The sequence below is a fragment of the Streptomyces sp. MS191 genome (assembly GCF_008042125.1).
Lineage (GTDB): Bacteria > Actinomycetota > Actinomycetes > Streptomycetales > Streptomycetaceae > Streptomyces.
This window is the reverse complement of record NZ_RDBI01000040.1, coordinates 1-19,627: the sequence shown is the minus strand read 5'-3', so window position 1 is coordinate 19,627 and position 19,627 is coordinate 1. Positions and strand designations below refer to the sequence as shown.

Here is a 19,627-nt window from a genome sequence, read left to right as displayed (position 1 = left end):
AGAGGCTCCCCGACCCTTCACCGCGCGCCGGTCGCGGGGCCGGTACCGGTCCCCCCGGCGCCACCCGCCCCCGGTCAGGGGCGCGTCGCCCGCTCCAGCGCCAGCAGCACCGACTCGTATCTCCGCCCGGTCGCCCGGTCCATCCCGATCTCGCACATCCGGTTGGCCGACAGGTGCGCGTCGAACGGCCGCGCCGTCACCTCCGCCGCCTCCCGCGCCGTCGCGGAGGCCGTCAGCTCGGGATGCAGCATGCCCCGGTCGCCGGCGAAGGCGCAGCAGCCCGCGTCCGCCGGCACCACGACCTCGTCGGCGCAGGCGGCGGCGAGCGCGGTCAGCCTGTCCTCGTCGCCCAGGTGCTGCATCGAACACGTCGGATGGACGACCGCCGAGCCGACCCTGCGGCGCACCGTCAGCCGGGGCAGCAGCTCGTCCGCCGCCCAGACGAGGGAGTCGACCACGGTCAGCTCGGCGTGCAACTCCCGGTTCTCCGCGGTCAGATAGGGCACCACCTCGTGCGCGATGCCGAGGGCGCACGAGGAGGCGTCGACCACCAGCGGCAACCGGCCGCCCGCCGTCCAGCCCCAGGCGGCCTCGACGATCCGGTTCGCCATCACCTCGTTGCCGCGGACGTACCCCTTGGAGTGCCAGATCGTCGCGCAGCAGGTACCGGCGACGTCCTGAGCGATCCACACCGGCCTTCCGGCCCGGGCCGACAGCGTCACCACCGCCTCGGGCAGCGAGGGGCCGCGCCGGTCGGCGGGACCGCCGAAGATCCGGTTCACACACGCCGGGTAGTAGACGGCGACCGCCGCCGGGCGGTGGGTGCGCGGGAGGCGCCGCCGCGCGGCGCCGGGGATCTCCGGCAGCCACTCCGGTACGAGGTCCGGCCGTACCGCCTTGCGTGCCAGGGCGGTCACCGACGCCAGGAACCGGTCGCCTGCCCGGTCGGCCGCGGCGACCGCGAGCCGCGCGGACGCCTCCACGGCACGGAAGTTGCGGGCGGTCAGAGCGGCGATCCGCTCCTCGCGCGCGGAGTGCCGCTCGTGCCGGAACTCCTTCATCAGCGCCCCGGTGTCGATCCCCACCGGGCAGGCGAGTTTGCAGGTCGAGTCACCGGCGCAGGTGTCCACGGCGTCGTACCCGTACTCCTCGAGCAGGCGCGTCTCGACCGGGGACCCGTCGCGCTGCCGCAGCATCTCCCGGCGCAGCGCGATCCGCTGGCGCGGAGTCGTCGTCAGGTCGCCACTGGGGCAGGTCGGTTCGCAGAAGCCGCACTCGATGCACGGGTCGGCGATCGCCTCGACCTTCGGAATCGTCTTGAGGCCACGCAGGTGCGCGTGCGGATCGCGGTCCAGGACGATCCGCGGCGCGAGCACCCCGTCCGGGTCGATCAGCTCCTTCGTGCGCCACATGAGCTCCGTCGCCCGGGGCCCCCACTCCAGCTCCAGGTACGGCGCGATGTTGCGCCCGGTGGCGTGCTCCGCCTTCAGCGAGCCGTCGAAGCGTTCCACGGTCAGCTTGCAGAACGCGTCCATGAACGCCGCGTACCGCTCGACGTCCGACGGTTCACCGGCGTCGAAGGCGAGGAGGAAGTGCAGGTTCCCGTGCGCGGCGTGCCCGGCGACGGCCGCGTCGAAGCCGTGCCGGGCCTGCAGTTCCAGCAGTTCGGCACAGGCCTCGGCGAGCCGGGCCGGCGGCACCGCGAAGTCCTCGGTGATCAGCGTCGTCCCGGCCGGCCGCGAACCGCCGACCGCGGTCACGAACGCCTTGCGCGCCTTCCAGTACCCGGCGATCGTCCTCGCGTCGCGGGTGAAGGCGTTGTCGAGCGAGGCGACCGGAGCGACCAGCTCCAGCCGCTCCAGGACACCCGCCGCCCTCTCCTCGCACGCCTCCAGGGCCGCGAGGTCCGGGGCGCGGAACTCCACCAGCAGCGCAGCCGTCTCCCGCGGCAGTCCCGCCCAGTCGGCCGGCACCCCGGCCACGCTGACCGAGGCCCGCAGCGTGTTGCCGTCCATCAGCTCGACCGCGACCGCCCCGGCGTCGTTGAAGTGCGGCACGGCCGCGGCCGCGGCCGGCAGCGAGGGGAAGAAGAGCAGCGCCGTCGACACCTTGCGGTCCAGCGGCAGGGTGTCGAAGACCACCTCGGCGATGAAGCCGAAGGTGCCCTCCGAGCCGACCATCAGCCCGCGCAGGATCTCCACCGGGGTGGCGCCGTCCAGGAAGGCGTCCAGCCGGTAGCCGTTGGTGTTCTTGATGGTGTGCTTGGCGCGGATCCGGGCCGTGAGCTCCGGGTCGGCCTCGATCTCGGCCTTCAGCGCCAGCAGTCCGGCGCACAGGCGCGGCTCGGCGCGGGACAGCTCCTCGTCGGCGTCCGGGTCCGCCGTGTCGACGACGGTGCCGCTCGGCAGGACGAACGTGAGGGAGGAGACGGTCCGGTACGAGTTCCGGGTGGTCCCGGCCGTCATGCCCGAGGCGTTGTTGGCGACGACGCCGCCGATCGTGCAGGCGACCGCGCTGGCCGGGTCGGGGCCGAGGACCCGGCCGTACGGGGCGAGGGCGGCGTTGGCGCGCACGACGGTGGTGCCCGGCCGGATCCTGGCCCGGGCGCCGTCGTCCAGGACCTCGACGCCCACCCAGTGCCGGCGCACGTCCACCAGGATGTCCTCGCCCTGAGCCTGGCCGTTCAGGCTGGTGCCGGCCGCCCGGAAGACCACCTCGCGGCCCTTGCCGTGCGCGTAGGAGAGCACGGCGGAGACGTCGTCGATGTCCTCCGGGACCACCACGACCTGCGGGACGAACCGGTAGGGGCTGGCGTCGGAGGCGTACCGCACCAGGTCGGAGACCGTCGCGAGCACCTTGTCCGCGCCGAGGACCGCGGCCAGCTCCTCCCGCAGGTGCCGGGGTGTGCCCTGGGACTGGAGGTCGGGGACGCGGTCGGGAGCCGGTCTGCGCCGCCCACCGGGACGCAGGGCCTGCGGGTTCGGCTCCAGCAGCGGCATGGCACGGCTCCCCTCGGCGCTCCCTGGGCCCCGAGGTCAGCAGCGGCGCTCCGGCCCGGGGTCGACCAGAGCGGACAGCAGACCTCCGAGCTCCTCGCGCTGATCGACGGTCAATGGAGCAAGGATGTCCTCTGCGGCGGCCCGGCGCGCGCTGCGCAGGGCCCGCAGCGTGGCGCGTCCCGCGTCGGTCAGTTCGATCAGCACCACCCGGCGGTTGGTCGGGTCGGCGACCCGGCGCACCCGGCCGGCGGCCTCGAGTCCGTCGACGAGGCTGGTCACGGCCCTCGGGACGACCTCCAGGCGGGCGGCGAGATCGGCCATCCGGGGCGGACGGTCGTAGTGCGCGACGGTGCGCAGCAGCCGGGACTGGGCGGGGGTGATGCCCACCGGTTCCAGGTGCCGCTTCTGGATGCGGTGCAGGCGGCGGGTGAGGCGGAGCAGCTGCTCGGCCAGCAGTCCGTCGGCGTCGGTGCCGCCCGTGCGGACGGTGCCGTCGGTGGTGCCGCCGCTGCCGTCGCTGCCGTCGGTGGTGCCGCCGGTCGGGCCGGTGGCCGCCGGGGGGCGCGCGCCGGGCCGCCGCAGAGGACATCCTTGCTCCATTGACCGTCGATCAGCGCGAGGAGCTCGGAGGTCTGCTGTCCGCTCTGGTCGACCCCGGGCCGGAGCGCCGCTGCTGACCTCGGGGCCCAGGGAGCTCCGCGCCCTGCGGGAGGCTCGGGGCGTCCGGGGTATTCATGCCGGGAACCGGGGTGCTCATGCCCGGAACAATATCAGGACCACGTTCATTGTGAGTATAGGTAACAGTGAGCTATGCTCTCATCCGTCGTACTGTCTCACCTCGCGTAGGAGCCCATGCACCCCCACGATCAGTCCACCTGGACACCTCCCCGAGACGATCCCGCCGAGCCCAAGGAGCCGGCGCAGGTGCGGCGCATCCTGCGCCTCTTCCGGCCCTATCGCGGTCGCCTCGCCGTCGTCGGCCTGCTGGTCGGCGCCTCGTCGCTGGTCTCGGTCGCCTCGCCCTTCCTCCTCAAGGAGATCCTCGACACCGCCATCCCCCAGGGGCGCACCGGGCTGCTCAGCCTGCTCGCCCTGGGCATGATCGCGACGGCCGTCGTCACCAGCGTCTTCGGCGTGCTGCAGACCCTGATCTCCACCACCGTCGGACAGCGGGTGATGCACGACCTGCGGACCGCGGTCTACGCCCAGCTCCAGCGGATGCCGCTGGCCTTCTTCACCCGGACGCGTACCGGCGAGGTCCAGTCCCGGATCGCCAACGACATCGGCGGCATGCAGGCGACGGTCACCTCGACCGCCACCTCCCTGGTCTCCAACCTCACCGCCGTCGTCGCCACCGTCGTCGCCATGCTCGCGCTCGACTGGCGGCTCACGGTCGTCTCGCTCCTCCTGCTGCCGGTGTTCGTCTGGATCAGCCGCCGGGTCGGCCGCGAGCGCAAGAAGATCACCACACAGCGCCAGAAGCAGATGGCCGCGATGGCCGCCACCGTCACCGAGTCCCTCTCCGTCAGCGGCATCCTGCTCGGCCGGACCATGGGCCGCGCCGACTCGCTGACCACGTCCTTCGCCGAGGAGTCCGAGCGCCTCGTCGACCTCGAAGTGCGCTCCTCCATGGCCGGCCGGTGGCGGATGTCGACGATCGGCATCGTGATGGCCGCCATGCCCGCCCTCATCTACTGGGCCGCGGGGCTGGCCCTCCAGTCCGGCGGGCCCGCCATATCGCTGGGCACCCTGGTCGCCTTCGTCTCGCTCCAGCAGGGCCTCTTCCGGCCCGCCGTGAGCCTGCTGTCCACCGGCGTGCAGATGCAGACGTCCCTGGCCCTCTTCCAGCGCATCTTCGAGTACCTCGACCTGCCCGTCGACATCACGGAGCCGGAGGAGCCCGTCCGGCTGGAGAAGATCAGCGGCGAGGTGGCCTTCGAGGGCGTCGACTTCCACTACGATCGCGAGGCGTCCGGCGCGGCGACGCTCGGCGGCATCGACCTGGCCGTCCCGGCCGGCGGCAGCCTCGCCGTCGTCGGCGCCACCGGCTCCGGGAAGTCCACCCTCAGCTACCTCGTGCCCCGGCTGTACGACGTGACCGGCGGCCGCGTGCTGCTCGACGGGGTCGACGTGCGCGACCTGGACTTCGACACCCTCGCCCGGGCCGTCGGCGTCGTCTCCCAGGAGACCTACCTCTTCCACGCCTCGGTCGCCGACAACCTGCGCTTCGCCAAGCCCGACGCCACGGACGAGGAGATCGAGGCCGCCGCGCGCGCCGCGCAGATCCACGACCACATCGACTCCCTGCCGGACGGCTACGACACCCTCGTCGGCGAACGGGGCTACCGCTTCTCGGGCGGCGAGAAGCAGCGGCTGGCGATCGCCCGGACGATCCTGCGCGACCCGCCCGTGCTGATCCTGGACGAGGCGACCAGCGCGCTGGACACCCGCACCGAACACGCCGTGCAGCAGGCCATCGACGCGCTCTCCGCCGGGCGGACCACGATCACCATCGCGCACCGGCTCTCCACCGTCCGCGACGCCGACCAGATCGTCGTCCTCGAGTCCGGCCGGATTGCCGAGCGCGGCACGCACGAGCAGCTCCTCGCACAGGACGGTCGTTACGCCGGCCTCGTGCGCCGGGACGCGGAATCCGCCACCGTCGGAGCCGCGGCGGGCGCCTCGGGGGCCGGGGGCGCCGGGGCCGGTGGAGGCGCCGAAGGGGCCGGAGCCGGTGCGGCCCCGGACTCCGGAAGCGAACAGACGAACGCGGGAGCGGTTGTTCCCCAGAACGTGTGATCGTTCCGCTTTCCGTTGCCCCACTCCCGTGCGTCGCATGATGATGACGGTGCGCAAGCGACGGGCTGCAGACCGTGACTGCGCAGTCCCACTGATGCACCTGTACGAGGAGAAGCACCACCATGAACGTGATCACCAACCTGCTCGCCGGCGTCCTCCACTTCCTGGGCTGGCTCGTCTGACGATCGCAGTGCCACGGCGCCGTCGGCCCCCCGTCCCAGGGGGCCGACGGCGCCGCCGCGTGTGCGGCTCCGCGGATTCGCCCGGACACCGGGTTAGCGTGCGCGCATGACGCACCGGTCCTGGCAGCCCGCACGCCGCCGCCGCACCCGGCTGACCCGCCGCGGCCGGCTGACGTTGCTCGTCACGCTCGTGGTCGCCGTGGCCGCCGCGGTCACCCTGCCCCTGCTGCTGACACGGGACGAGCCCGCGGTGCCGAAGCCGCGAACCCTGCTGATCCCCGAGGGCTGGCGTGCCGGCCAGGTGTACGCGGCCGTCGACCGTTCCCTCGGCCTCGCGGCGGGAGCGACCCGCGGCGCCGCGGGCCGGGACGGCACCGCGCTCGGGCTCCCGGCCGCCGCCGCGGGCAACCCGGAGGGCTATCTGTTCCCGGCGACCTATCCCGTGCCGGCCGGGACGACGCCGCGGACCCTGCTGCGCTACATGGTGGACACGGCCAAGAAGCGGTTCGCCGCCGACCGGTTCGCCGCCGGCGCCCGCCGCAACGGCCTGAGCGTGTACCAGGCCGTGATCGTGGCGAGCATCGTGCAGGCCGAGGCGGACAGCGCGCGGGACATGGCCAAGGTGTCCCGGGTCGTCCACAACCGCCTCGCCCGCGGCATGGCGCTCCAGATGGACTCGACCCTGAACTACGCCCTCGGACGCTCGACCGTGGACGTCACCCGAGCGGACACCCGGATCTCCGGCCCGTACAACACCTACACCCGGGCGGGGCTGCCGCCGACGCCGATCGGGAACCCGGGGGAGGAGGCCATGGCGGCCGCGATCGCCCCCGCCAAGGGGGACTGGCTCTACTTCGTGACCGTGAAGCCGGGTGACACCCGGTTCACCGCGGACTACGCGGAACACCAGGCCAATGTCGCCGACTTCAACGCGCAGCGGCGCGCGGCGACGGCGGACTGACGGACCGGCGGCCTCCCCGGCCGGAGGCCGGACGGCCGGGGGGCGGACGACACCCGCGTCAGCGGCCGGCGACCGCCGCCGTGCCCCGCGCCTCCGCCCGCTCCCGCAACGGCCCGCCGGCCTGCTCCGGCACCTGCGCCCGCTTCTCCTCCGGCACCTGTGCCCGCTTCTCCTCCGGCACCTGCGCCCGGCCCTGCTCCGGCGCCCCACCCGGATCGCGCTCCCCGCGCTCCCCGTGCTCCTCCTGCTCCTCGCGCCGCAGCAGGCGCCGGATCTCGCCGACGGCCGCCCGCCCCGCCCGGTTGGCGCCGATGGTCGAGGCGGACGGCCCGTAGCCGACCAGGTGGACGCGCTCGTCCCGGACCGCGCGCGTGCCGTCCACCCGGATCCCGCCGCCGGGCTCGCGCAGCCTCAGCGGTGCCAGGTGGTCGATGGCGGCGCGGAACCCGGTCGCCCAGAGGATCACGTCGGCGTCCACGGTGCGGCCGTCGTCCCAGGCCACTCCGGTGGGCGTGATGCGGTCGAACATGGGGTTGCGGTCCAGGACGCCCTGCTCCCGGGCCCGCTTGATCGCGTCGTTGAGCGGGAGTCCGGTGACGGAGACGACGCTCTGCGGCGGCAGCCCCCGCCGCACCCGCTCCTCGACCAGGGCGACCGCCGCCCGGCCCTCCATCTCGCCGAACGGGCCCTCGCGGTAGACCGGTTCGCGCCGGGTCACCCAGGTGGTCCGCGCCGCGACCTCGGCGATCTCCATCAGGTGCTGGGTACCGGAGGCGCCGCCGCCGACCACGATCACCCGCAGGCCCGCGAACGCCTCCGGGCCGGGGTAGTCCGCGGTGTGCAGCTGACGCCCGCGAAAGGTCTCCTGCCCCTGGTAGCGCGGCCAGAACGGGCGGTCCCAGGTGCCGGTGGCGTTGATGAGCGCCCGGGCGCGGTACGTGCCCTCCGACGTTTCGACCAGCAGCCGACCGGGTGCCCCCGTGACGCCGGAGGCCGAGTCCGACGCGGGGGCGGCACCGGCGTCGCGCACCGCGGACACCTCCACGGGCCGGTGGACCCGCAGGTCGAAGCGCTCCTCGTACGCGGTGAAGTAGGCCCCGATCACCTCCGACGAGGGACGGCTCGCGTCGGCGCCGGTCAGCTCCATCCCCGGCAGCGCGTGCATGCCGTGCACCTTGCCGTAGGTCAGGGACGGCCAGCGGAACTGCCAGGCGCCGCCGGGGCGCGGGGCGTGGTCGAGGACGACGAAGTCCCGGTCGGGCCGCAGGCCGGTGCGCCGCAGGTGGTAGGCGGCCGAGAGGCCCGCCTGACCGGCACCGATCACGACCACGTCGATGTCCCGTACCGTCGTCTTCGCCTCGAAATCGTTCACGATTCCACTAACCGTGGTGCGCGCGAGGATCTTCCCGGACCGGGCGGCGCCCCGCGCTCCCCGGGAACAGGGATGCGCGGGGCGCCCTCCCGGGCGCCCCCGTACGGCGCCCGCTCGTCGGCCGGCATCGCGGGCGGGCGCCCGCGCCGCCTGGCCGGTCCGCCTACCTTCCGCCCGCGACCAGCAGCGGCGCTCCGCCCGGAGCGGAGGCCGGCCTGCCGTTGGACGCGGGGACACCGAGCAGCGGCGACGCCGGGACGGTCGACAGCAGGCCGCGCGCAGCGAGCTCGGGAGTCACGCCCTCGCCGAACCAGTACGCCTCCTCCAGGTGCGGGTAGCCCGACAGGACGAAGTGCTCCACGCCCAGGTCGTGGTACTCCTCGATCCGGTCGGCGACGTCCGCGTGGCTGCCCACCAGCGCCGTGCCGGCGCCGCCCCGTACGAGTCCCACGCCCGCCCACAGGTTCGGTGCGATCTCCAGCTTGTCGCGCTCCAGCGAACCGCCGCGGTGCAGCGCGAGCATCCGCTGCTGGCCGACCGACTCGCTACGGCCGAGCGTCTGCTGTGCCGCCGCCACCGTCTCCGGATCGAGGTCGGAGAGCAGCCGGTCCGCCGTCGCCCACGCCTCGCGCGACGAGTCACGCGAGATCGTGTGCAGCCGGATGCCGAACCGCACCGTGCGGCCGCGCTCCTCGGCGAGCCGGCGGATCCAGTCGATCTTCTCCTTGACCTGCCACGGCGGTTCGCCCCAGGTCAGGTAGACGTCCGCGTGCTCGGCCGCGACCGGGCCGGCCGCCTCGGACGAACCGCCGAAGAAGATCTCCGGCAGCGGGTCCGGCGGCAGCGCCGTGAGTCCGCCCTCCACCTGGTAGTGCTCGCCCTCGAAGTCGTACGGCTTCCCGGCCCACACGCCCCGCACGACCGAGAGGAACTCGGCGGTGCGGGCGTACCGCCGGTCGTGGTCGAGGTGGTCGCCGAAGCGGCGCTGCTCGATCGAGTCGCCGCCGGTCACCACGTTCAGCAGCAGCCGGCCCCGGGTGATCCGCTGGTAGGTCGACGCCATCTGCGCGGCCAGCACCGGAGAGATGACGCCCGGGCGGAAGGCGACGAGGAACTTGAGGCGTTCGGTGTGCTGCGCGAGCGCCACGGTCGTCAGCCAGGCGTCCTCGCACCACGTCCCGGTGGGCGTCAGCACGGCTTCGAAGCCCAGCCGCTCCGCCGCCTTGGCGATCTGCGCGAGGTACTCGATGTCGGGCGCCCGGACCCCGCTGACCGTACGGGGCCGGGTGATCCCGCCGTCGGTGTAGGCGTGCCGGTCCACCAGGGTGCGGCCGTCGCCGCCCGTCGGCAGGAACCAGTGCAGATGGACGGTCATCAGGAGTTGCCCTTTCCGTAGAGCCGCGCCGGGGTGGTGGACGGCGGCAGGTTCTTGTCGAAGCGGGCGTCGACGTAATCGGCGAATTCGAACCGCCGGGGAATCAGGCCCAGTTCGGCGAAGGTGTCCGCGATCTTCTGTTCCGAGTCGATGGCGGCCTGGTCCAGGGCGACCGGGATACGGGTCCCGTTGCTGCGCTTCACCGCGGCGAGCGCCACCTCGTACGGCAGCCCCGTCTCCTTCGCCCAGACCTTGGCCCACGCCTCCGGGTGCTTGTAGACCCAGTCCTGGGCCCGGCGCAGTCGCTCGATGAGGTCGCCGATCGCGGCAGCCTTCTCCTTGTCGGCGAGCGCCGACGGCGAGGCGACCTGGAAGCCGAGCCCGTTGACCACGCCGCGGCCGTCGGTCAGCACGCGGCCCTTGCCGCTCTGCAGGACCTGCGAGGTGTACGGATCCCAGACGGCCCAGGCGTCGACCTTCCCGCTGGTGAACGCGGCCAGTGCGTCGGCCGGCTGAAGCAGGGTCACCTTGACGTCGGCGAGCGAGAGCCCGGCCCGCTTCAGCGAGGCGATCAGCTGGAAGTGGGCGGAGCTGCCCTGGGCGACGGCGACCGTCCTGCCCTTCAGATCCTCGGGTTTGCGCAGCGGGGAGTCGGAGGGGACCAGGATCGTCTCGCCCGCCGAGTCCCCGTGGGTCGCCGCGACCACGGTGATCTTCGAGTTCGCGCCGGCGGCGAAGACGGGCGGGGTGTTGCCGACCGAGCCGATGTCGACCGCCTTGGCGTTCACCGCCTCCAGGAGGGGTGGTCCGGAGGCGAAGGTCGACCACTTGATGCGGTAGCCGAGGTCGTCGAGTTCTCCGGCGGCGCGCAGGACGGCTTCGGAGCCGCCCTTCTGGTCGCCGACGTTGAGGACGAGCGACCCCTTCCCGTCGGAATTCGACGCGGAGTCGGCGACGGAGGCGGTGGTGCAGGCGGAGGCGAGCAGGGCCAGCGGGAGCAGCAGGGCGGCGGGCAGGAGAGAACGCTTCACGGTGTGTTCCTTCGTGTTCAGGCGGCGGGACGGAGGGCGTCGCCGTCGGCGGCGTCCTCGTCGACGCCGAGTTCGGCGAGCAGGCGGGTGCGGAGGGCGGCGAACGCGGGGTCGCCGGTGGCGCGGGGCCGGTCGAGCGCGACGGGGGTGTCGTACGCGATGACGCCGTCACGCATCACCAGCGCCCGGTCCGCGAGCAGCAGGGCCTCGTCGACGTCGTGCGTGACGAGCAGGACCGCGCAGCCGCGCCGCTGCCACAGGTCGGCGACGAGTCGCTGGGCCTTGATGCGGGTGAGGGCGTCGAGGGCGCCGAACGGCTCGTCGAGCAGCAGCAGATCCGGCTCGCGGACCAACGCACGTGCGAGTGAGGCACGTTGGGCCTCTCCGCCGGACAGCGTCTTGGGCCACGCGCCGGTCCGGTGGGCCAGCCCGACCTCCTCCAGGGCCCGCTCGGCCACGGCCCGGTCGGGCCTGCCGGGGAGACCGAGCAGGACGTTGCGCCACACCCGCTTCCAGGGCATGAGGCGGGGGGCCTGGAACGCGACGGCCCGGCGCTTGGGGACGAGGACGGTGCCGGAGATGTCCCGGTCGAGGCCGGCCAGGACCCGCAGCAGCGTGGACTTGCCGCAGCCGCTGTGTCCGAGGAGCGCCGTGAACTCACCCGCGTTCAGGGTCAGATCGAGGTCGTCGATGACGGGACGGCCGTCGAAGGAGCGGGTCAGCCCCTTGAGGGTCACTGCCCGGTGAAGGTCGGTCGCCATTGGAGCAGCAGCCTTTCGAGAGTGCGGACGACGGCGTCGGCCAGCAGGCCGAGGAAGGCGTAGACGACGAGGCAGACGACGATGACGTCGGTACGGAAGAACTCCCGCGCCTGGTTCATCAGGAAGCCGATGCCGGCGTCGGCGTTGATGGACTCGCCGAAGACGAGGGCCAGCCACGCGGTGGCGAGCGAGTACCGCAGGCCTGTCATGGCGCCCGGCAGCGCGCCGGGCAGCACGACGTGCCGGATCAGCCCCCACCGTCCGAGCCCCAGCGACTCGCCCGCCTCGACGAGTTGGGCGTCCACCCCGCGGATTCCGGCGTACACGTTGAGATACAGGTGGAACGCCACCCCCAGCGCGATGAGCGCCACCTTGGGAGCCTCGCCGATGCCCAGCCAGATGATGAACAGCGGGATCAGGCCGACCCAGGGCACGGTCCGCAGCATCTGCACGCTCGCGTCCACCAGATCCTCGCCCAGCCGGGACAGGCCGGAGACGAGTGCCAGGGACACACCGATCGTGCCGCCCAACAGCAGCCCGACCGCTACGCGTTGGAGGGAGACGCCCATCGCGTGGGGGAGTGTCCCGTCGCCGACGAGCTCCCCGGCGGCCCGGGCGATGGTGCCGGGCGAGGCGAGCACGTCGGCGGGCAGGACGCCGGTCGAACTGAAGACCTGCCAGAGCACGAGCAGCAGCAGCGGCCCGACGGCGCGACGGAGCCAGCGCGGCACGGCGGTGCGGCGGCCGGGTCGGTGATCGGGTGTCAGCTCCTCCAGATCGGTGGAGGGCAGAGGTCGATCCTCTGAAATAGGGGATATGTCCGGCGGTGATTCGGGCGGGGCGTGGCCGACCGTCATGGGGCGCTCCGGGAGAGGGAGGAGAAAGGGGTACGCGTCAGCGCCCGTGGGCGCGGAAGGTCCGCGCGACCACGGTGGTCACTGCGTCAGGAGATGAGAAGGCGTCAGCAGCCGCGACGACAGGCGGCGGAGGCCACCCGCAGCAGGTCGATGTGACCGCGCGTGGTGAGCAGGGCTGAACGCAACATGGCGCGAACGTAGCGGCCTGTTCCGGTCGCGGTCAACGGTGTCTCGGAGTGTGGATGCGCGATCTTGCGGTACGAACGGCAGGATGGCCCTATGTCCACTTTCGCGACCCGCGTCCTCACCCTGACCACCGGCACGAACGAGACGGTCACCGACCTGACGTCCGCCTGCGCCGACTTCCTCACCGAGACGGCCCCGGGCCTCGACGGCCTCCTCAACCTCTTCGTCCCCCATGCCACGGCGGGCCTGGCGATCCTCGAGACGGGCGCGGGCAGCGACCGGGACCTGCTCACCGCCCTCCACCTCCTCCTGCCGGCCGACGACCGCTGGCAGCACCGCCACGGCACCCCCGGCCACGGCCGCGACCACGTCCTGCCTGCCCTGGTCCCGCCGCACGCGACGGTCCCGGTGGTGGCCGGCCGCGTGCAACTGGGCACATGGCAGTCGATCTGCCTGGTCGACACGAACAAGGACAACCCGGAGCGCCAGGTGCGGCTCACGTTCCTCGGGTAGCGGTGGCCGCCGGCACGGGACCTTGGGGCGGGAGGTCTGTCCGTACCGAGCGCCCCGTGTGGACACCCACCCGGGCAGTCACGAGCGCGACTTCGACGGTCACACGGTCACCTACGCCTACGACGCCGTCGGCCGCCTCGCACGACGCACCAACGCGGCGGGGCAGACAGTCGGCTACCGCTATGACTCTGTCGGCGCCCTCCGTCGGTGATCGGCTCATCAACTTCGAGAGCGACCCGTGCGGCCGCCTGCTCCGCGCCACCGGCCTCGACGGCATCCTCACCTACCGGTACGACCGCCTCGGACGTGTCGTCGCGGAAGCCGTCGACGGCCGTATGCTCACGACGTCCTGCGACGCCGCCGGACGGCGCACAGGGCGCACCACGCCCTCGGGTGTGGCCAGTTCCTACTGCTACGACAGCACGGGGAACCGAGTGACGGTCGAGACCGCCGGACGGTCGCTCTCCTTCGGGTACGACGACGCCGGACGTGAGGTCGAACGCCGTCTGGGCCGGACGTTCCTGCTGTCCCACGAGCACGATCGCGCCGGGCGCATCACCGACCAGGTCCTCACCTCGCGGCACTCGCCACAAGCACTTCAGCGACGCACCTACGCCTATCGCTCCGACGGCCGGCCGATCGGTGCGTCCGACATACGCGGTGGCCACCGCCGCTACGAACTCGACGCAGCCGGCCGGGTCACCCGTGTCGACGCGGCCCGGGGCTGGAGCGAGACCTACTCCTACGACGAGGCCGGTAACCAGACGCGGGGCGAATGGCCCGAGAGTCTTCCGGGCGCCGACGCCCGCGGCGAGCGCGTTTACACGGGGGCCCGTATCACCCCTGCCGGACGGGTCCGCTACTAGTACGACCAGCAAGGCCGCGTCATCCTGCGTCAGCGCACTCGGCTCTCCCGTAAGCCGGACACCTGGCGCTTCTCCTAGGACGCGGAGGATCGTCTCGTATCCGTCGTCACGCCGGACGGCACATCATGGCGCTACCTGTACGACCCCTTGGGCCGCAGGATCGCCAAGCAACGCCGGGAACCGACGACCGTGTCCTGGAGGACACCCGCTTCACCTGGGACGGCAGCGCCCTCGTCGAGCAGAGCACGTCCCTCGCGGGCACTCCGGAAGTCCTGACGCTGACGTAGGACCACGAGGGATACACGCCTCTGTCCCAGACGGAGAGCAAGGCACTGGCCGGCGTTCCGCAGGACCTCGTCGACCCAAGCTTCTTCGCCATGGTGACGGACCAACTCGGCACGCCGACGGAACTCATCGACGAGCACGGCGACATCAGCTGGCAGGCACGCACCACCCTGTGGGGCGCAACGACGTGGAACCGGGACGCGATCGCCTACACCCCTCTGCGCTTCCCCGGTCCGTACTTCGACCGGGAAACCGGGCTCCACCACAACTACTTCCGGTACTACGACCCCGAAACAGCCCGGTACCTCACTCTCGATCCACTCGGCCTGGCTCCCGCACCGAACCCCACCGCCTACGTCGACAATCCGCAGGCGTAGACCGATCCGCTCGGTCTCTCCCCGTGCGACGAGACCAGCCCGAGCTGGGACGGGAGAGTCCAATACGGAAAGCCCGGCCCGCACAGCCGGGCCGCCGCCATGCACGCCACTATCACCAAGGACATGCTCGGCGGCAAGACCAACCCCGGAGTCGCCCCGGCGGGCCGGGTCAGCGGTCAGGGCTGCAACCGCACGCACCTCCTGGCAGCCCAGCTCGGCGGGTCGAACAAGGACCCCCGGAATTTCATCACCATGCACGCGTACGCCAACTCTCCGGTCATGCGCTCCGTCGAGAACCAGGTCAAGAAGGCGGCGAAGGGCGGAGAGATGATCCAGTACAGCGTCACCCCGATCTATGCGGACAGCAGCAGCAAGATCCCGCTCGGAGTCACCATCGAGGCATACGGGGACAACGGGTTCACGTTCACCCCGAGAGGATCCGGCGGGCCGGGCGTCAACATCGTCACCATCATGAACGTGCCTAAACGGTGATCTCCCTCTGTGAGGCTGCCGTCCCTGGCGGACGGGCCCCCATCGATAGGATGCGACAGCGAACATGCCACGTGCCCGGTTGACGGAACTCCTGCCCCGCCCCGAAACCGCCCCGCCTGCAAAGGACTGGGAGGCGGTGGAGCGGGAGCTCGGCGTCCGGCCACCCCATGACTACACCTCTCTGATGGCCACGTACGGCGGGGGGTTCATCGACAACTACCTGCTGCTGCTGGAGCCCGGATGCGGCAACTCCGTGTACGACGTGCTTCGCCATGCCGAGGAACGGGACGAGGCGTACGAAGAACTCTGGAAGTACGAGGACAAGCCTGCCGAGATGGAAGAACCCGGAAACCGCCTGATCCCCTGGGCGACCACCGACAACGGCGAGTACCTGTTCTGGCTCGTGCGCCCCGGTCAGAATCCGGACGACTGGACCCTCATGATCAACGAAGAGGGAGGCGAGGAATGGGAGAGGTATGCGATGACGGCAACGCAGTTCCTGTCTCGGGTCCTCTCGGGTGAACTGCGCTCGGACATCCTGTGGAGCCGGTTCCCCGAAGAGGTCCACAGCTTCCGTCCGGCGCTCAGCCTGCAGGGCTGAGCGTTCTGCGGGACCGCGCCCGAGGGTGCGGAGGCCCCGTGAGCTGGCACTGCTCGACGGTCCACGAGAGGAAGACACGTACGTTGAGGGTTGTCCTTGCGGAGATCGGTGGACACGAACGTCGACAATGCGGAGCGGCGGGTGCGGTTGAGTCTCCTCGGACAGGCCGCCGACGTGGTGCGGACTGGAGACGGAGATGTCTGACGCAGGCGAGCGGCAGACAACGTGCACAGCCGTGGCTGCCCTCCGTCACCGGATGCTTTGCAGGAGCGCCCCCGTGGCCGTGACGGTCCAGAACGACCACCCGTTGCGGTTCGGGTTGACGTGCGGGTTGAGAGACCGCACCACGGCTACCGCCGCCCCGCTGGGGGATTCGTACACGCCGCGTCCGGGGCCGGAGGGAATCGTCACGGTGCGGGACGGCGCATCGGTGAGACCCCGGCCCATCACACGGCGCACATCTCGTCCGTCGCGTTCAGTCCGGACGGCAAGACCCTCGCCTCCGCGAGCCGGGACAGCACCGTCCGGGTGTGGGACGCGGCCACCCGCGAGCAGATCGGGCACGCGCTGGTCGGCCACCGCAGCGGGGTCACGTCCGTGGTGTTCAGTCCCGACGGGAGAACGCTCGCCACCGGCAGCATGGACCAGACGGTCCGGCTCTGGGACCGCGCCACCGGGCGTCAGATCGCCGATCCGCTCGAAGGGCATACCGCCGGCGTCGCCGGTGTGGCCTTCGACCCCGGCGGCCGAACCCTGACCAGCTGGAGCGAGGACGGCACCGCGCTGCTGTGGAACGTCGAAGCCACGGTGGACCCGGTGCGTTTCCTCTGCCGATGGGCGCGGGGGGCCTTCACCGCCGACCGCTGGCGGGACGAAGTGCCTCCGGGCCCCGCCACTCGCCCCCTGTGCCCGGAGTCCTGACCGGCGCACCGGCCGGAGGACAGGTCGAAGGGGAGACCGAGGGACAGGTCGAAGGGCAGGCCGAGCGACAGACCGAGGGACAGGTCGAGGACCGCTCGCCCTCCGGGCGTCCGGGGGCGGCTCATGTTCCTCGGACAGGGGCCGCCTCCGCCCCGGTGGGCGATGCGCGTCCTACGGTGGTTCGATGCGATCTGTGCCGAGATGGTCCCTGATCTCGTCGGGTTGTGCCCCCGTCCTGCTCATCGGAGGCTGGACGGTCGCCGCCGCGCTGGAGGGACCCACCTACGATCCCGTCAGTCAGACGATCAGCGTGCTCGCGGCCTACGGCGCCGCGGGGTTCTGGGTGATGACGACGTCTCTCTTCGCCCTGGGCGTCTGCCACCTCCTCACCGCCTGGGGGCTCCGCCCCGCCGCGACCGCCGGACGGGTGGCACTGGCCTGCGGGGGAGTCGCGGCCCTGGCGGTGGCACTCGTTCCGGCACCCAGCAGCGGCGGCTCCCTCCGTCACGGCTCGGTCGCCGCGGTCGGCTTCGCCCTGCTGGCCGCCTGGCCGGTACTGGCCGCCCGCCGCGAAAGCCGCGCCCCCTGGGGGCTACGCCTCGTGCCCGCCGTCACGGCCTCCGCCCTGATGGCCCTCGGCGCCGCCTGGTACCTGTTCGCGACACAGGGGCACGGGCCCGCCGGCGTCGCCGAACGCTTCGTGACCTGCCTCCAGGCCGTCTGGCCCTTCGTGGTCGTCGCCTCGTGCCTGCGCCGTTCCGGCGAGCGGGAGACACCGAGCGTCCGCGCCCGCGGGTGACCGTCCGCGCCCGCGGGTGACGGGGTGCCGTCGGTGGCCGATCCTGGTGACATGAGTGCCAACGGTGCCGACGCCGAGGACACCAGGGGCGCCGAGGCCACCGGCCGGGCAGGACGCCGGCGCCGGGTGCCTGATGCCTACGTCGCCGCGGCCCGCCGCTCGCTGCGGGTGACACTCGCCGCCGGGATCACGTTCTACTTCTTCCTGTACGGCCTCGACCAGCCCGTCGCCGCCACCTACGCGCTGTTCGCGGCGGTCTCCCTGGCCGGTCTCTCCCGCATTCCCGGCACCGGGCGCCAGCGCGCGGGCATGCTGCTGCGACTCCTGCCGGTCGCCTGGCTGCTCGTCGCCGCCGGCACCCTGCTCGCCGTGCAGACCTGGAGCGCGGTCGTCGGCATGCTCGTCATCGGCTTCGTCCTCGCGTTCGTCGCCGTCGGCGGCCCACGTCCCGCCGGCGCCGCGCCGGGACTCCAACTGCTGTACATCCTGCCGTCCTTCCCGCCGTTCGCACCGGAGCAACTGGGCGAGCGGCTGGTCGGCGCCACCACCGGGATCCTCCTCCTCGTCCTCGCCGAGGCCTTCGTGTTCCCCGAGGCGCCGACCGTCTCGTACCGGGAGCTGGCCGCCCGGGCCGCCCTCGCCGCCGAACGCTGCGCCGCCGACCTGGCCCGGGCCCCCTTCGTCCTGTCCCCGGCGACGGCGGCGGCCGCGGCCGCCGCGGCCGAGGCCCTTCGACCCTCACTCGTGCCGGAGGCGGAGCGCCCGGCAGGCCCTGGCGTCCGCGCCCGCGGCCTGGCCCACGCCGGCCTCGCCGCACGGACCCTCCTGCACCGGCTCGTCCGCCTGCCCCCGCTGCCGCCGGACCACACCCCCACGACGTCCGGCCTGGACCTGCTGCACGCCGTCGGGCGCTCGGCGGCGGACAGCGCGGCGCTGCTGCGCGGCGCGCCCTCCGGAGGACCGGACACCGCACCGGGGCGCGAACGCGCGGCGCTGGCCGCGCTGCCCACCGGAGGCGTGCGCCCGGCGGCCCTGCGCCGCCGCGCCGACCTGCTCGAACTCGCCGACGCCGCGTCGGCGCTGGCGCGCGCCTCCGGTCTCGCCGTACGGGGACGGGAGGCCGCGTCCGGAGTGCCCCTGGACCGGTTCTGGTACGCGCGGATGCGAGCGCCCCAGCTGTGGTGGCGGCGGCTCGTGGGGAACGCGGGCAGCCGGTCGGTCTTCTTCCAGAACGCCGTCCGCATCAGCCTGGCCCTGGCCGCCGCCCGCGCCGTCGCCGGCCTCGACACACTGCCCCACGGATTCTGGGCGATGCTGGCGACCCTGTCCCTGACCCGTACCACCCTGGTCGCCACCCGGACCGGAATCCGCCAGGCGGTGACCGGGACCCTGCTCGGAGCCCTGGCCACGGCAGGCATCCTCGCCCTCGTCGGCTCGGACACCACCATCTACGCCGCCGTCCTGATTCCCGTGCTGCTGCTGACCTTCACCGTGGGACCGGTGAAGGGCGTCGGCTGGGCCCAGGCCCTGTTCGCGATCACGGTCGCCCTCGTCTTCGCCCAGCTGGCTCCCGCCACCTGGCAGCTGGCCGAGGTCCGGCTGCTGGACGTCCTGGTCGGCAGCGCGATCGGCGCCGTCTTCGGGCTGCTGGCGTGGCCGCGCGGAGCGCAGGACGAGGTGCGGCGATCGACCGCGGTGCTCCTGAGGTCCGCGGCCGAGGCCGTCGTCATGACGAGCTCGGCGCTGGCGGCCGGCGGCCTGCGCGACCCGTCCGCGCCGCCGCTCAACAGCCTGCTGCGGCACTCGCTCGTGCTGTCGGAGTCTGCCTTCGCGCAGTTCCAGAGCGAACCGGCGCCCCCCGCGGCGGCACGGCCCCGATCCGTCCGGGCCCGGGAGGATCCGGCGCGGGCCGTCGACTGGCAGGCCGCGCTGCTGGCCGGCCATCACACGCTGTGGGGAGCGGAGCGCGTCCTCCTGCCGCCCGCGTCCGCGGAGGTGCCCGTGGGGCCCGTCACCGTACCGCCGCTGGAGCCGGCCGTGGCCGCCGCCCTCACCCGGCTCGGGGAACGGGTGGCGGGGCGGATGCTGCTGCTGTCCGCCGTACTGGACGAGAACGCGCAGGCCGAACGGGTACCGGTACCACCCCCTCTCGCGGCCCGGAGCTCCGGTCGGCCCTCCGAGGACGAGACGGCGACGGAGGTCGCCGGGGCCTGGACGCCGAGCGGCTCCTACGCGGCGGACGCCTGGCTC

The 19,627-nt window shown here is 72.8% G+C and carries 14 protein-coding genes and 2 pseudogenes; 9 read left to right on the top strand and 7 right to left on the bottom strand.

The genetic code is table 11. From position 1 onward, the window contains the following. Positions 1–74: 74 nt before the first annotated feature. Both EAO71_RS06830 and EAO71_RS06825 read right to left on the bottom strand, forming a co-directional pair. On the bottom strand, positions 75–2,999 hold the full coding sequence (locus EAO71_RS06830) for an FAD-binding and (Fe-S)-binding domain-containing protein (RefSeq protein WP_147976889.1): 2,925 nt from the start codon (positions 2,997–2,999) through the stop codon (positions 75–77). A gap of 36 nt (positions 3,000–3,035) precedes the next feature. Further along, positions 3,036–3,455, bottom strand: coding sequence for a MarR family winged helix-turn-helix transcriptional regulator (locus EAO71_RS06825; protein ID WP_147979152.1), 420 nt, complete (start codon positions 3,453–3,455; stop codon positions 3,036–3,038). Between the two features lie 107 nt (positions 3,456–3,562). Here EAO71_RS06825 and EAO71_RS38620 point away from each other — a divergent pair. The 3 genes and pseudogenes from EAO71_RS38620 to mltG all read left to right on the top strand — a co-directional run. Next, positions 3,563–3,676 (top strand): annotated as a pseudogene (locus EAO71_RS38620) (MarR family transcriptional regulator); the annotation flags it as partial. 175 nt (positions 3,677–3,851) lie between these two features. Continuing rightward, the gene (locus EAO71_RS06815) at positions 3,852–5,798 is read left to right on the top strand and encodes an ABC transporter ATP-binding protein (protein WP_147976888.1); all 1,947 of its coding nucleotides are present in this window, start codon (positions 3,852–3,854) and stop codon (positions 5,796–5,798) included. A gap of 288 nt (positions 5,799–6,086) precedes the next feature. Beyond that, entirely contained in the window at positions 6,087–6,941 is an 855-nt protein-coding gene (gene mltG / locus EAO71_RS06810) for an endolytic transglycosylase MltG (RefSeq protein ID WP_147976887.1), read from the top strand. 58 nt (positions 6,942–6,999) lie between these two features. On the opposite strand, the gene EAO71_RS06805 is transcribed toward mltG, so the two are convergent. The 5 genes from EAO71_RS06805 to EAO71_RS06785 all read right to left on the bottom strand — a co-directional run bounded on the left by EAO71_RS06805 (position 7,000) and on the right by EAO71_RS06785 (position 12,337). Continuing rightward, the gene (locus EAO71_RS06805) at positions 7,000–8,313 is read right to left on the bottom strand and encodes an NAD(P)/FAD-dependent oxidoreductase (protein ID WP_261992046.1); all 1,314 of its coding nucleotides are present in this window, start codon (positions 8,311–8,313) and stop codon (positions 7,000–7,002) included. A 163-nt stretch (positions 8,314–8,476) separates the two neighbouring features. Next, positions 8,477–9,688 carry an LLM class flavin-dependent oxidoreductase gene (locus tag EAO71_RS06800; protein ID WP_147976886.1) on the bottom strand — a complete coding sequence of 404 codons (1,212 nt, stop codon included), beginning with the start codon at positions 9,686–9,688 and terminating at the stop codon, positions 8,477–8,479. Then, positions 9,688–10,719 carry an ABC transporter substrate-binding protein gene (locus EAO71_RS06795; RefSeq protein ID WP_147976885.1) on the bottom strand — a complete coding sequence of 344 codons (1,032 nt, stop codon included), beginning with the start codon at positions 10,717–10,719 and terminating at the stop codon, positions 9,688–9,690. Before EAO71_RS06795 ends, EAO71_RS06800 begins: the two co-directional genes overlap by 1 nt. 17 nt (positions 10,720–10,736) lie before the next feature. Next, a complete protein-coding gene (locus tag EAO71_RS06790; RefSeq protein WP_147976884.1) occupies positions 10,737–11,480 on the bottom strand; it encodes an ABC transporter ATP-binding protein in 744 nt (247 codons plus the stop codon). After that, complete coding sequence (locus EAO71_RS06785) at positions 11,453–12,337, bottom strand: ABC transporter permease (protein WP_187282587.1); 885 nt, start codon at positions 12,335–12,337, stop codon at positions 11,453–11,455. Before EAO71_RS06785 ends, EAO71_RS06790 begins: the two co-directional genes overlap by 28 nt. Positions 12,338–12,616: 279 nt before the next feature. Between EAO71_RS06785 and EAO71_RS06780 the strand changes: the two genes are divergently transcribed. The 6 genes and pseudogenes from EAO71_RS06780 to EAO71_RS06755 form a co-directional block, all read left to right on the top strand. Further along, the gene (locus EAO71_RS06780) at positions 12,617–13,036 is read left to right on the top strand and encodes a YjbQ family protein (RefSeq protein ID WP_147976883.1); all 420 of its coding nucleotides are present in this window, start codon (positions 12,617–12,619) and stop codon (positions 13,034–13,036) included. Between the two features lie 82 nt (positions 13,037–13,118). Then, positions 13,119–15,056: pseudogene (locus tag EAO71_RS39925) on the top strand (RHS repeat-associated core domain-containing protein); the annotation flags it as partial. A 64-nt stretch (positions 15,057–15,120) separates the two neighbouring features. After that, positions 15,121–15,657, top strand: coding sequence for an SMI1/KNR4 family protein (locus EAO71_RS06770; RefSeq protein ID WP_147976882.1), 537 nt, complete (start codon positions 15,121–15,123; stop codon positions 15,655–15,657). A gap of 324 nt (positions 15,658–15,981) precedes the next feature. Beyond that, positions 15,982–16,578, top strand: coding sequence for a WD40 repeat domain-containing protein (locus EAO71_RS06765; protein ID WP_261992042.1), 597 nt, complete (start codon positions 15,982–15,984; stop codon positions 16,576–16,578). A 184-nt stretch (positions 16,579–16,762) separates the two neighbouring features. Continuing rightward, positions 16,763–17,377: a DUF998 domain-containing protein gene (locus EAO71_RS06760; protein ID WP_147976880.1), complete on the top strand. Its 615-nt coding sequence runs from the start codon at positions 16,763–16,765 to the stop codon at positions 17,375–17,377. 51 nt (positions 17,378–17,428) lie between these two features. Beyond that, positions 17,429–19,627 (top strand): FUSC family protein (locus tag EAO71_RS06755; RefSeq protein WP_147976879.1); only part of this gene is annotated, 2,199 nt, incomplete at its 3' end.